11 protein-coding genes are annotated in these 12,405 nt (G+C 67.7%); 3 read left to right on the top strand and 8 right to left on the bottom strand.

Annotation, left to right across the window (positions count from 1 at the left end):
* Nucleotides 1-255: 255 nt before the first annotated feature.
* Nucleotides 256-840, top strand: a complete 585-nt coding sequence (locus tag FFI87_RS20975) for an NTP transferase domain-containing protein (protein WP_138849241.1) — start codon at nt 256-258, stop codon at nt 838-840.
* Between the two features lie 200 nt (nt 841-1,040).
* Nucleotides 1,041-1,184, top strand: coding sequence for a hypothetical protein (locus FFI87_RS34550; RefSeq protein WP_006752960.1), 144 nt, complete (start codon nt 1,041-1,043; stop codon nt 1,182-1,184).
* A gap of 127 nt (nt 1,185-1,311) precedes the next feature.
* On the opposite strand, the gene FFI87_RS20970 is transcribed toward FFI87_RS34550, so the two are convergent.
* From FFI87_RS20970 to panE, 8 genes are all read right to left on the bottom strand, one after another.
* A complete protein-coding gene (locus FFI87_RS20970; RefSeq protein WP_012366466.1) occupies nt 1,312-2,070 on the bottom strand; it encodes an SDR family oxidoreductase in 759 nt (252 codons plus the stop codon).
* A complete protein-coding gene (locus FFI87_RS20965) occupies nt 2,067-3,614 on the bottom strand; it encodes an FGGY-family carbohydrate kinase (RefSeq protein ID WP_138849242.1) in 1,548 nt (515 codons plus the stop codon). Before FFI87_RS20965 ends, FFI87_RS20970 begins: the two co-directional genes overlap by 4 nt.
* A 31-nt stretch (nt 3,615-3,645) precedes the next feature.
* A complete protein-coding gene (locus tag FFI87_RS20960) occupies nt 3,646-4,734 on the bottom strand; it encodes an alcohol dehydrogenase catalytic domain-containing protein (protein WP_138849244.1) in 1,089 nt (362 codons plus the stop codon).
* A gap of 49 nt (nt 4,735-4,783) precedes the next feature.
* Complete coding sequence (locus FFI87_RS20955; protein WP_126225709.1) at nt 4,784-5,791, bottom strand: ABC transporter permease; 1,008 nt, start codon at nt 5,789-5,791, stop codon at nt 4,784-4,786.
* Nucleotides 5,778-7,298, bottom strand: a complete 1,521-nt coding sequence (locus tag FFI87_RS20950) for a sugar ABC transporter ATP-binding protein (protein WP_138850215.1) — start codon at nt 7,296-7,298, stop codon at nt 5,778-5,780. Before FFI87_RS20950 ends, FFI87_RS20955 begins: the two co-directional genes overlap by 14 nt.
* A gap of 62 nt (nt 7,299-7,360) precedes the next feature.
* Nucleotides 7,361-8,314, bottom strand: coding sequence for an ABC transporter substrate-binding protein (locus FFI87_RS20945; RefSeq protein ID WP_138849246.1), 954 nt, complete (start codon nt 8,312-8,314; stop codon nt 7,361-7,363).
* A 116-nt stretch (nt 8,315-8,430) separates the two neighbouring features.
* The gene (locus FFI87_RS20940; protein ID WP_012366472.1) at nt 8,431-9,390 is read right to left on the bottom strand and encodes an AraC family transcriptional regulator; all 960 of its coding nucleotides are present in this window, start codon (nt 9,388-9,390) and stop codon (nt 8,431-8,433) included.
* A gap of 250 nt (nt 9,391-9,640) precedes the next feature.
* Nucleotides 9,641-10,588, bottom strand: coding sequence for a 2-dehydropantoate 2-reductase (gene panE, locus FFI87_RS20935; protein ID WP_138849248.1), 948 nt, complete (start codon nt 10,586-10,588; stop codon nt 9,641-9,643).
* Between the two features lie 257 nt (nt 10,589-10,845).
* Between panE and FFI87_RS20930 the strand changes: the two genes are divergently transcribed.
* On the top strand, nt 10,846-12,399 hold the full coding sequence (locus tag FFI87_RS20930; RefSeq protein ID WP_138849250.1) for a methyl-accepting chemotaxis protein: 1,554 nt from the start codon (nt 10,846-10,848) through the stop codon (nt 12,397-12,399).
* The last annotated feature ends 6 nt before the right edge of the window (nt 12,400-12,405 follow it).

Below are 12,405 nucleotides of genomic sequence, written 5' to 3'. Positions count from 1 at the left end.
CAACGCGCCGCCCCATACCGTTTTCACGCATTACCGGTGCGAATGGTGGCATTGGCAGTCCCGCGACCGCCATTGCGTCGTGATGCAAAGCGAATCGCTCGCCCTATCCAGCCCTGTCGCGCAAACTCCGCTCAACGAAGCAGCCCGCGGACATTCTTTCCGGCGGCAATGCGCACGTTGTCGGTAACATCGGCACTTGCCGATCCCCGCCCACTCCCGCACAATCGGCCCACCTGCCTTCCTCCCCCCGCGCCGATGTCCTATGCGTCACTCGCCACCGGCGTCCTGCTCGCCGGCGGTCTCGGTCAACGCTTCGACCCAAGCGGTCTGCACAGCAAGCTGCTCGCGCTGCTTCCCGACGGCACGCCGGTTGCGGTCGCGGCCGCCCGTCGTCTCGCCGCAGCCACGGCGGACGTGATCGCCGTCGTGCGCCCCGGCGCCGAAAAACTCGCGATTCTGCTGAACGAAGCCGGCTGCCAGGTCGTCTACGCACCCGACGCGATCCGCGGCATGGGCGCGAGCCTCGCGGTCGGTGTCCGCACGACGCCCGAAGCGACCGGCTGGCTGGTCGCGCTCGCCGATATGCCGTGGATCGCGGCGTCCACCTACGAAACGCTCACGCGCGCGCTCGACGCCGACGACGCGTCGATCGTCGCCCCCATGCATCGCGGCATGCGCGGCCATCCGGTCGGTTTTGCCGCGCACCATTACGATGCACTCGCCGCACTCGACGGCGATACGGGCGCCCGCGCGCTGTTCGCCAGCGCGCCGGTGAAACTGCTCGACGTCGACGATCCCGGCATCCTGCGCGACGTCGATACGCCGGCGGATCTGCGCTGATACCGGCGCGCGCCGGCCGCGTAGCGCATTGCCCATACGGGCCACCGCGAGATCCGGCGCGATACCTGCAGACACTCGACTATCGCCGGGGATCCGGATGCCGCCGCGAGAATCCCGCTGCAAACGCTCGCCCGATTGCCTATAACGAAGACGAGGCGCGCCCTCTGCGCCACCGTCGTCACGCAATGCACGAGCGCTCCATGGACCACACGACCCCGATGCCCGAGCCCCCGGCCGATCCGAACCGCGATCCGGAAGACGACCCGCTGTCGCCACCGCCGCCGGGACATCCGCACGACAACCCGCAGCAGCCCGACGGGCCGCCGAGCAAGGATCCTGTGTAGGCGGCATCGACCCGCGCAGCGCATTCGGCCGCATCATGCGGCCTGTGCCGGCATGCGGGACGACGTGCGACGACATCGCGACGACGAACGGCAACCCCGCTGTCGCCCGTCGTCGCCCGATCGCCCGCTACCGCGCCGTATACCCGCCATCGATCGCCAGCGACGCCCCGCTGATCATCGACGCCGCATCGCTCAGCAGGAACAGGATCGGCTCGACCACCTCGTCCGGCTCCGCGAAGCGCCCGAGCGGAATCGCCGCGAGCATCGGCGCGCGCTTTTCCGGTTCGCTCCACGCGAATTGCGCCATCGGCGTGAGCGTGACGGTCGGGTTCACGCTGTTCACACGAATCCCGTGCGCGCCAAGTTCGATGCACAGCACACGCGTAATCGCGTCGAGCGCCGCCTTCGACGCGCAATAGCTCAGATGCTCGGGCAAGCCGACCAGCGCGGCCTGGCTCGATACGTTGACGATGCTGCCCCGCGCACGCACGGCGCCACGCCCGTCGCGTGCGATCATCTTCCGCGCGACGGCCCGTGCGACGAGCGCAGCGCCCCGCGCATTGACGGCCATCACGCGATCGAAATGATCGGCGCTGACCTCGAGCGCCGGCTCGAGCGACGCGATGCCCGCGCAATTGACGAGCGCATCGAACGCGTCGTACGCGGCAAGCGCCGCATCGATCGCCTGTTCATCGCCGCCGATATCGACGCGCAAGGTCTCGCAGGCAATTTCGCCGGCCAGCACGTCGAGCGCGGCCGCATCGCGCCCCGCCGCGACGACCCGTGCGCCCGCATGCGCCAGCGCAACCGCGCATGCACGCCCGATCCCGCTCGACGCGCCGGTGACGAGCACCCTTGAACCGCTGAAATCGAATCGCGTCTTCATGATGACGTGCGCAGTGCGTGCATGGTCGGTTTGAGTGCCGGATACAGCGCCGTATAGAGCGCGAAGCGCGCCGCATACGCATTCGCGCGCGCCGCATCGGGCCGTGCGCGTTCGACGAGCGTGACCCAGCCGCCCTGCGCGTCGTCGTGCGACACGAGCCCCACCCCGACGCCCGCGAGCAGCGCGGCGCCCATCGCGGCTTCGACGTCCTGCTCGATCGTCCACACGGGAAAACCCGTCACGTCCGCAATGATCTGCATCCACAGCGCCGAATGCGCGGCACCGCCGACGACGATCAACCGGTCGTCCAGCGCCACCGTGCCGCGCCGGCCGGCCTCGATGTTGTGCCGCAGGGCGAACGCGACACCTTCGAGCACGGCGCGATACAGGTGCGCACGCGTATGCGCGAGACTCAGCCCGACGAACGCGCCGCTCGCCTGCGCATCCCACACGGGGCTGCGTTCGCCCATCAGGTACGGCAGGAACAGCACGCCATCCGCGCCGGGCGGCACGCTCTCGGCCGCTTCCTCGAGCAGCACGTGCGGATCGACGTGCGGCAGCAACCTCGCCGCATCGATCTCCGCATGGCAGAACTGGTCGCGAAACCAGGCGACCGACGCGCCGGCCGTGATCGCCCCACCGAACACGTACAGGTCGCGCTGCCCGTTGAACACGTGCGGCATGCTGACGAGCCCGTGCCGAGCATCGACGTGCTGGTTCACATAGCCCCAGCACATGCTTGTACCGATCATCGCGACATGCTGCCCGCCGCGCGTCGCGCCGGCCGCGAAGGTCGCGACGGCCGCGTCGACACCGCCCGCGACGACCGGGGTGCCGGCCGGCAAGCCGAGCTGCTCCGTCCATTGCGACAGCAGCCCGCCGACGATATCGGTCGACTGGACCAGCCGCTCGGGCATCATCGTCGCGGGGATGCCGAGCATGTCGAGCGCGTCGTCGGACCACTCGCGGCGCGCGACGTCATACACGCCGCCGATGTTGCCGGCCGAACTGTGATCGACCGCGACCTCGCCGGTCAGCAGGTAGATCACGTAGGCATTCGGCGGAAGGAAGTAGCGCACGTTCGCCCAGACCTCCGGGCGCCGTTCGCGCAGCCACAGCATCTTGGTGAACCCGTAGTAGCTGTCGACGCCGTTACCCGTGATCACGCGCAGCCGCTCGACGTTCACGTTGGCGTTCACCCAGTCGACTTCCGCGGTCGCGCGCCGGTCCATCCAAATCAGGCACGGATGGAGCGGCCGCATGTCGCTGTCGACCGGAATGCCGGAGCCGCCATACAGGCTGCTCACGCACACCGCGCGGATCGCATCGGCCGGCGCGCCCTTCGCGCGCGCGTCGCTCACGCAGCCCGCGATGCAGTCGAGCACCGCGTCGAACCACACCTGCGGCCACTGCTCGGCCCACAGCGGGCGCGGCGTATCGGGCTGGTAGCCGGCCGAGCGCCGCGCGACGATCGTGCCGTGCCGGTCGACGAGCAGCGCCTTGGTGCTCTGCGTGCCGATGTCGACGCCTATGACGTATTCCATGATGTCTCCGGTGAGGCGCACGCGCCGGCGTTCAACGGGCCGGCTTGAGCAGCACCTTGATCGATTCGGGAGATTTCGCGACGCGGATCGCGTCGTCCCAGTCCTCCAGCGCGAAGCCGTGCGTGACGATGCCCTTCGACGTGACGAGCCCGCGCGCGAGCAGGTCGATCGCGATCGGATAACAGTACGGCCCCAGGTGCGCGCCGCGCACGTCGAGCTCCTTGCGATCGCCGATGATCGACCAGTCGACGGTCGCGTCCTCGCCGAACACGCTGAATTCGACGAAGCGGCCGAGCTTGCGGATCAGTTCCAGCCCCTGGTTCACGCCGACCGGCGCACCGGTCGTCTCGATGTATACGTCGCATCCGTAGCCGTCGGTCAGCGCGCGGACGATCTCGCGCGCATCGTCGCGCGTCGGGTTGATCGTCACGTCGGCCCCGTACTGCCGCGCGAGGTCGAGCCGCTCGTCGAGCAGATCGATCACGACGAGCTTCTTCGGCGTCTTCAGGTGCGCGACCTGCGTCATCATCAGCCCGAGCGGGCCTGCGCCGGCGATCACGACGACATCGTCGAGCTGGAGGTCGCCGCGATTCACGGTATGAATCGCGCACGACAGCGGCTCGATGATCGCCGCATCCTCGAGCGACACGCCGAGCGGAATCTTGTGGACGATCGCGGTCGGTGGAATGCGCATGTACTCGGCCATCCCGCCGTCGGCGACTTCGCGCTGGAAACCGAAGATGTTGTGCACCTCGCACATCCAGTACTGGCCCGACTTGCAGTAGCGGCACTTGCCGCACGGCACGATCTGCTCGGCGATCACGCGGTCGCCCGGCGCGACGCCGAAATGCTCCGCCGCGCCGTCGCCGAGCGCTTCCACGTAGCCGAAGAATTCATGGCCGGGAATCACGGGCGCCTTCACCCAAGGATTCGGGCCGCCCCAGAACATCTTCGCGCCGGTATAGCACTTGCAGTCGCTCGCGCAGATCCCGCACGCGGCGATGCGGATCACGAGTTCGTTCGCGCCCGCGTGCGGCTTCGCGACCTGTTCGACGCGGTAATCCTCGGGGCCGTGGCAAACCACCGCGGTCATGCGCGGCTGGGCTTCGGGTGTCGTCATGAGTTGTCTCTTCCGTTAGTGATGATTCGGATTTCTGATGAACAGCCGGTTACCGCGATCTTTCTCGGCTGATGTAGATCGCGAGCAGGATGATTCCGCCCTTGATCACGTTCTGCACATACGGGTTCACGCCGATCATGTTCAGTCCGTTGTTGAGCACGCCGAGCAGCAGCGCGCCCACCAGCGTGCCGAGAATCGCGCCGCGCCCGCCCGAGATCGACGTGCCGCCCATCACGACGGCCGCGATTGCATCGAGCTCGAAGCCCACGCCCGCGTTCGGCTGTCCGCTCATCAGGCGCCCGGTCAGCACGATCGCGGCAAGTGCGGACGTGAGCCCGGCCAGCGTATAGACGATCAGCTTCACGCGCGCGACGCGCACGCCGGTCAGCCGCGTCGCCTGCTCGTTGCCGCCGATCGCATACACATAGCGGCCGAACGGCATGCGATCGAGCAGCAGCCACGCGATCGCATAGACGATCAGCATGATCAGCACGGGCGCCTGGATGCCGAGCACCTTGCCGCTGCCGAAGAACGCGACCCAGTCGGGCAGCCCGTCGATCGGATAGCCGCCCGTATAGATGAGCGCGAGGCCGCGCGCGATGCCCATCGTCGCGAGCGTGACGATGATCGGCGGCATCCCCGCGAACGCGACAAACACGCCGTTCAGGAAGCCGAATCCGAAGCCCACCGCGATGCCGATCGCGAGCGCGGCGACGGCGTTGACACCGGCCACCATCAGCCCGGCCGCGAGCGTCCCGGACAACGCCATCACCGAGCCGACCGACAAGTCGATCCCGCCCGTGAGGATCACGCAGGTCATGCCGACGGCGATGATCGCGTTGATCGACACCTGGCGCAGCACGTTTTCCAGATTTGCCGCCGACAGGAAGCTCGGGCTCGCGATCATCATCGCGATGCACACGACGATCAGCCCGACGAGCGGATAGAACAGCGTCGAGCGCCGCAACTGCGTCCACATCGCGCGCGGCGGCGGCGCATCGACGGCAGCCGCCGCAAGCGTCGTGGAAGGCGTGGAAGAAGATTCAGGCAGATTCATGGGTCGCTCCTCGCGTGCCGGCCGTGGCATGGGTCATGACCGTGTCGGGATCGATCTCGTCGCCTTCGAGCGTCGCCTCGATGCGGCCCTGCCGGAACACGGCGACGCGATCGCACATGCCGACGATCTCCGGCAGTTCGGACGAGATCATGATGATGGCGTAGCCGCGCGCGGTGAGTTCGCGCATCAGCCCGTAGATTTCGGCTTTGGCGCCGACGTCGATGCCGCGCGTCGGCTCGTCGAAGATCAGCACGCTCGCGTGATGGTTCAGCCAGCGCGCGATCACGACCTTCTGCTGGTTGCCGCCGGACAGCGTGGCCACCTCGGTATGGATCGACGGCGCCTTCACGCCGACGCGCCGCATCACGTCGTGCGTCGTGCGGGCCTCGCCGCGGCGGTCGATCAACCAGCGCATCGACCGGTACTTGCCGAGGTTGTTCAGCGAGATGTTGTCGCGGATCGAAAACGACGTGACAAGCCCTTCCGTCTTGCGGCTTTCCGGCAGGATGCCGATGCCCGCACGCAGCGCGTCGGCCGGATCGGCAAGCTTCGCCGGCGTGCCGCGCACGCGCACCGTCTTGCGATGCGCGCGCGTCGCACCGATCACCGCGAGCGCGGTCTCGGTGCGGCCCGAGCCGACTAAGCCGGCGAAGCCGAGGATCTCGCCCGCATGCAGCGCGAAGCGGTTCACGGGGCCATCGCGTTCGAGCTGCAGCGCGTCGACTTCGAGCACGGCCGGCGCATCGGCAGCCCGCACCGGCTTCGGCGGAAAGCTGCTCTCGAGCCGGCGGCCGACCATCATCCGGACCAGCTGCTCGACGTCCGTGCGCGCGACGTCGGTCGTCGCGACATACTGGCCATCGCGCAACACGGTGATGCGATCGCACACGGCGAAGATTTCGTCGAGATGATGCGAGATGAAGATCATCGCCACACCTTGCCGCTTCAGCTCGCGCATGATCGCGAACAGGTGTTCGGCCTCGGCCGGCGTGAGCGTGGCGGTCGGCTCGTCGAGGATCAGGATGCGCGCATCGAGCGACAGCGCCTTGCCGATCTCGACGAATTGCTGCTGCGCGACCGACAGCGTGCGCAGCGGCGCATCGAGATCGATCGACACGCCGAGCCGCGCGAAGATGCCGGCCGCCGCGCGGCGCATCCGCGGGCGGTCGCGCACGCCCCAGCGCGTACGCAGCTCACGGCCGAGGAACAGGTTGTCGACGGCATCGAGGTGCGGAATCAGGCTGAATTCCTGGAACACGATACCGACACCGGCCGCGACCGCGTCGTGATAACTCGTGAAATGCCGCGCGGTGCCGTCGATCTCGATCGTGCCCGTGTCCGGTTGATGGATCCCGCAGAGGATCTTCATCAGCGTCGACTTGCCGGCGCCGTTCTCGCCGAGCAACGCATGAATCTCGCCGCGCGCGATCTCGAGATGAATGTCCGACAGCGCCTTCACGCCCGGAAAGCTTTTCGTGATGTGGCTGAGCCTGAGTATCGTGTCCATCGGCTTCTCCGTACGAAAGGCGCCGGCCGCGCCGTCGCCCTTCGCGTCGCGTCGCACGTCGCTCACCAGCTGAACCCCTTCGCGTTGCCGCGATCGACGACCTTCACGTCGACCGGAATCGCCTTCGGCACCGTCGCGCCCCACTTGCGCGCGATCGCGATGCCGAGCGCGATGCGCACCTGGTCGGCCGGAAACTGCGCGGTCGTCTCGATGAACTTCGAGTTCGGCTTCTGGATCGCCGCGATCGCCTCGGGCGCGCCGTCGACGCTCGTCAGCCTGATGTCCTTACCGGAACCCTCGATCGCGGCGAGCGCGCCCATCGAGCCGCCGTCGTTCACGCTGAAGATGCCCTTCAGGTTCGGATGCGCGGAGATCATGTTTTCGGTCACCGACAGCGCGGTCGCGCGCTCCTGCTTGCCGTTCTGCGTGTCGACCAGCTTCACGTTCGGGAATTTCGCGAGCCCGGCCTTGCAGCCGCGCACGCGCTCGAGAATCGGCACGACCGGAATGCCGTCGAGGATCGCCACCTCGCCGCTGCCGCCGATCGCTTTCGCGAGGTATTCGCAGGACATCACGCCGGCGTCGTAGTTCTTCGAGCCGACGAACGAATCGACGGGGCCGTTCGCGTTCGCATCGACGGCCACGACCACCGCGCCGGCCTTCTTCGCCTGCGTGATCGCGGACTGGATGCCGGTCGAGTCGGTCGGGTTCACGAGCAGGATGTCGATCTTCTTCTGCAGCATGTCCTCGACGTCGCTCACCTGCTTGCTGACGTCGTGATGCGCGTCGGTGACGACGACCTGCGCGCCGATCGATGCGGCCGCGTCATTGAGCGCCTTCTGCATCGTTACGAAATACGGGTTGTTCAGCTCCTGGAACGTCATGCCGATGCGCAGCGGCGTGGCGTGCGCGACGGCCGGCAGCACGGCCGCGACGGCAAGCGTGGCGAGCGCCGCAAGGCGGTGGCGGCCGCGCGGGAAGGAATCGGGAGATGCGGTGGGCGATGCGTGCGTCATGACGGTGTCTCCGGTTGTGTGTGCGGCTTTTTCGTGGGTAAGCGAGCCCCTCGCGACGCGAACGGCGCGATTGGCTGGGTAAAACGGCGAGAAAAGGTCGGGCGAATGCCCGGCGATCATCCGGGCTGCGGTACGAGACCGGGCGCGGCGGGCGTGACCACGCGCGGCGGCATCGGGTTGCCGGTGGGCGCCGCGTGCAGCGCGAGCTCGCGGCTGCGCGCGTTCAGGCGCTGGAGCGCGCGAAACTCGGACGGCGCCATCCCCTTCACCGCGCGGAACTGGCGGTTGAAGTTGGACACGTTGTTGAAGCCGGCCTGGAAGCAGATGTCGGTGATGTTCGCGTCGTCGGCGAGCAGCATCTGGCACGCGGATTCGATGCGCAGGCGGTTCACGTACTGGACGAACGGCATGCCCGTATGGCGGTGAAACGCGCGCGAGAACGCGCTGACGCTCTGCCCGGTCAGTTGCGCGAGATCCGATTCGCGCAGCTCCGACGCGAGGTTCTTGCCGATGTACGACAGCGCGTGGCTGAGCCGCGTGGGCGTCACGTGCGCCTGGTCGTAGGCGGGGCTCGCGAGCAGCGTGCGTTGCGCCGCGCCGCACAGCCGCTCGAGGATCGTCATGAACAGCGCGATGCGGCGCATGCCGCGCGCGCCCAGCAGCTCGTCGAACAGCGGCGCGATCGCCGCGCTCGTGGCGTCATCGAAGCCGACGCCGCGCCGCGCGTCGTCGAGCAACGCCTGCGCGTCGCGGCATTCTGGAAACGCGTCCATGCAGCGCCGCACGAACGACGGATCGAACTGGATCACCAGATTGCGGCGCTCGACGGTTTCGCCTTCCGCCATGTCGCTGACCCAGTTGTGCGGCAGGTTCGGGCCGAGCAGCACGAGATGGCCCGGGCCGAACGAGCCGATATGGTCGCCGACGAAATACTTGCCGCGCGTCGCGACGATCAGATGCAGTTCGAATTCGGGATGAAAATGCCAGCGGATCGTGCGATACGGATAGCCGTGCGACCAGACCTTGAACGACTCGTCGCGTCGCACTTCGACCACTTCCAGATCGGGGTGCATCATCCTGGCGTCTCCATTCCCATGTGTCGCTGGCCGGGCCGTTCTGCATCGCGACCGGTCGCATGGAAAGCAATGTAGGTCGATCGCGCGCGCGGCTCCACCAACTTTACGCCTGATTTTCGATACTTTTTTGCGGTTTGTGGATGGAAACTACGCCGGATAGCAAAATTGTGCAGCGCGGAATGCGGGCCGGCCGCCCGGCGGCAACGAACGGCCGCCGTGCGGATCCGGCAATGAGGCTCGACGCCGGCGGCTACCGCGACGACGCAGCCGCGCTTTCCCGTGCGACGCGCACCTCGTACGTCTTCAGGTGGTTGTAGGCGATGCGCAGCAGCGACAACGCATCCGCCGCCTGCGGGTCGCGGCGCGCGAGCAGGTCGCCGATCACGTGGTCGGCTTCGACCCGCGCGCGGTTCTCGACATCGCGCAGCATCGACGCGGTCAGCGGCGATGGCGTGAGCACCATTCGCTGCATCCGCTCGATCGCGGCCGGATCGGGCCGGTAACCGTTGTGCGCGGCGATCGCGCTGCATTCGTCGAGCATCGTCTCGAGCAGACGGCGGCCGTCCGGCGCGGCGAGAATGTCGCCGACCGAACCGCGAAACAGCGACGTGCTCGCCGCGAGCGTCGCGAGAAACACCCACTTGTCCCACATCCGTGCGGCGATGTCGTCGCTGAGCGTCGCATCGAAGCCCGCGCCGCCGAGCACGTCGGCCAGCGCGCGCACACGCGCCGATTCGCCGCCGGCGAGTTCGCCGAACGACAGCCCGTGCGTATCGTTCAGGTGCACGATCCGCTGCTCGCGATCGAGCGTCGCCGCGATCACGCACAGGCCGCCCAGCACCTGCGCGGCGCCGAACCGGTCGCGCAGCACGTCGAGATGGCGCATCCCGTTGAGCATCGGCAGGATCAGCGTCGACGGCCCGACGAACGGCGCGAACGACGCGATCGCATCGTCGAGGCTGTAGGCCTTGCAGCTCAGCAGCACCAGGTCGAACGGCGCGGCCGCATCGCCCGCGCGCACCGTCTGCACGTTCGGGAGCGTCAGGTCGCCGCGCGGGCTGCGGATCACGAGCCCGTCGCGCGCGAGCGCGGCCGCGCGGCCGTCGCGCACCAGGAACGTCACGTCGCGCCCCGCCGCCGCGAGCCGGCCGCCGAAGTATCCGCCGACCGCGCCGGCTCCCACTACCAGAATTCGCATCCGTTGCCTCCTTTCAGGTTCGTTCGACGCCGCCGCTTCGCCCGACCATCGGGCACGACACGCCACCGTCATCGCCCGACAGTATAGCGACGGTGAATATGTATATGCATAGATGACCGCACCGCACTCGCTGGTATCGAGCGGCTGCCGTTTCTAAGGGATTTCCCGCCTACGGTCATGCGCGTGGCGTGCCGTCAAAGACTTATCCCGTCACGCCGTTACGGCGCGCTTGTTCGACCGACCGACCTCACTTACCCATGCGCACCCTTTCCCTGAATCAGAAACTCGCCTCGATGATCGTCGTTCTGTGGCTCGGCCTGCTCGTGATCGCCGGCATCGGCGCGTGGCAGACGCGCGCGTCGATGATCACGGACCGCCGCGACCAGCTGGCGTCGCTGGTCGCGCAGGCCACGAGCGTGACCGACCACTACTACAAGCTTTCGCAACAGAACGCGTTGCCGGAGGCCGACGCGAAGCAGAAGGCGCTCGAGGCGATCGCCGCGATGCGCCACGGCACCGACGGCTATATCTCGGTCAACGATTCGAAGCCGGTGATCGTGATGCATCCGATCAAGGCCGAACTCAACGGCAAGGACGTGTCGAATTTCGCGGATCCGAACGGCAAGCACCTGTTCGTGGAGATCGTGAAGGCCGGCAACGCGGAAGGCGGCAAGGGCTTCGTCGAGTATCTGTGGCCGAAGCCGGGCGCCGACAAGCCGCAGGACAAGACCAGCGCGGTGCAGCGCTTCGCGCCGTGGGACTGGTATCTCGTGACCGGCATGTACATGGACGACGTGCGTTCGGCGGTGCTCGCGAGCGTCGGCCGCTGGCTCGCGATGACGGCCGTGCTCGGCGCGATCGCGACCGTCGTGATGGTGATGGTGCTGAAAAGCGTGCGCGCGAACCTCGGCGGCGAGCTCGAGGTCGCGCTCGATGCCGCGCAGCGTATCGCACAGGGCGACCTGACCGCGCGCGTGCACGTCAAACGTGACGATCGCGGCAGCCTGATGCATGCACTGCATACGATGCAGGGCGGGTTGATCGACATGGTGTCGCGCGTGCGGATGGGCACGGAAAACATCAACGTCGGCGCCGGCGAGATCGCATCGGGCAATACCGACCTGTCGCAGCGCACCGAGGAGCAGGCAGCCGCGCTCGTGCAGACCGCGTCGAGCATGGACCAGATGACCGCGAACGTGAAGCAGAACGCGGACAGCGCCGCCCAGGCCGCGACGCTTGCCGACCAGGCCGCGCAGGTCGCGTCGCGCGGCAGCGAGGTGGTCGACAATGTCGTGCGCACGATGAACGAGATTACCGACCGCTCGCACAAGATCGGCGACATCATCGGCGTGATCGACGGGATCGCGTTCCAGACCAACATCCTCGCGCTGAACGCGGCCGTCGAGGCGGCGCGCGCCGGCGAACAGGGCCGCGGCTTCGCAGTGGTCGCCGCCGAGGTGCGCTCGCTCGCGCAACGCTCGGCGACGGCCGCGAAGGAGATCAAGTCGCTGATCGTGTCGTCGAACGAAACCGTCGAGCACGGCGCGACGCTCGTCACGCACGCGGGCGAGACGATGGCCGAGATCGTGCAGTCGGTGCGGCGCGTGAACGAAATCCTCGACGAGATCAGCCATGCGTCGCGCGAGCAGAGCGCCGGGATCGAGCAGGTCAACCGCGCGGTGGGCGAGATGGATCAGGTCACGCAGCAGAACGCGGCGCTCGTCGAGCAAGCCGCGGCCGCCGCGCATTCGCTCCGTGACCAGGCCGAAGCGCTGCGCGACGCGGTCACGCGATTCGCATTGCCGGCCTGAGGGGGG

The organism is Burkholderia sp. KBS0801, assembly GCF_005937855.2.
GTDB classification, from domain to species: domain Bacteria; phylum Pseudomonadota; class Gammaproteobacteria; order Burkholderiales; family Burkholderiaceae; genus Burkholderia; species Burkholderia ambifaria.
This window is presented reverse-complemented; position numbering and strand designations above follow the sequence as displayed.

Excerpts from the sequence above, each read along its gene's own strand:
- FFI87_RS20975 (WP_138849241.1), top strand. The coding sequence starts at position 256 with ATGTCCTATGCGTCACTCGCCACCGGCGTCCTGCTCGCCGGCGGTCTC.
- FFI87_RS34550 (WP_006752960.1), top strand. The coding sequence starts at position 1,041 with ATGGACCACACGACCCCGATGCCCGAGCCCCCGGCCGATCCGAACCGC.
- FFI87_RS20970 (WP_012366466.1), bottom strand. The coding sequence starts at position 2,070 with ATGAAGACGCGATTCGATTTCAGCGGTTCAAGGGTGCTCGTCACCGGC.
- FFI87_RS20965 (WP_138849242.1), bottom strand. The coding sequence starts at position 3,614 with ATGGAATACGTCATAGGCGTCGACATCGGCACGCAGAGCACCAAGGCG.
- FFI87_RS20960 (WP_138849244.1), bottom strand. The coding sequence starts at position 4,734 with ATGACGACACCCGAAGCCCAGCCGCGCATGACCGCGGTGGTTTGCCAC.
- FFI87_RS20955 (WP_126225709.1), bottom strand. The coding sequence starts at position 5,791 with ATGAATCTGCCTGAATCTTCTTCCACGCCTTCCACGACGCTTGCGGCG.
- FFI87_RS20950 (WP_138850215.1), bottom strand. The coding sequence starts at position 7,298 with ATGGACACGATACTCAGGCTCAGCCACATCACGAAAAGCTTTCCGGGC.
- FFI87_RS20945 (WP_138849246.1), bottom strand. The coding sequence starts at position 8,314 with ATGACGCACGCATCGCCCACCGCATCTCCCGATTCCTTCCCGCGCGGC.
- FFI87_RS20940 (WP_012366472.1), bottom strand. The coding sequence starts at position 9,390 with ATGATGCACCCCGATCTGGAAGTGGTCGAAGTGCGACGCGACGAGTCG.
- panE (WP_138849248.1), bottom strand. The coding sequence starts at position 10,588 with ATGCGAATTCTGGTAGTGGGAGCCGGCGCGGTCGGCGGATACTTCGGC.
- FFI87_RS20930 (WP_138849250.1), top strand. The coding sequence starts at position 10,846 with ATGCGCACCCTTTCCCTGAATCAGAAACTCGCCTCGATGATCGTCGTT.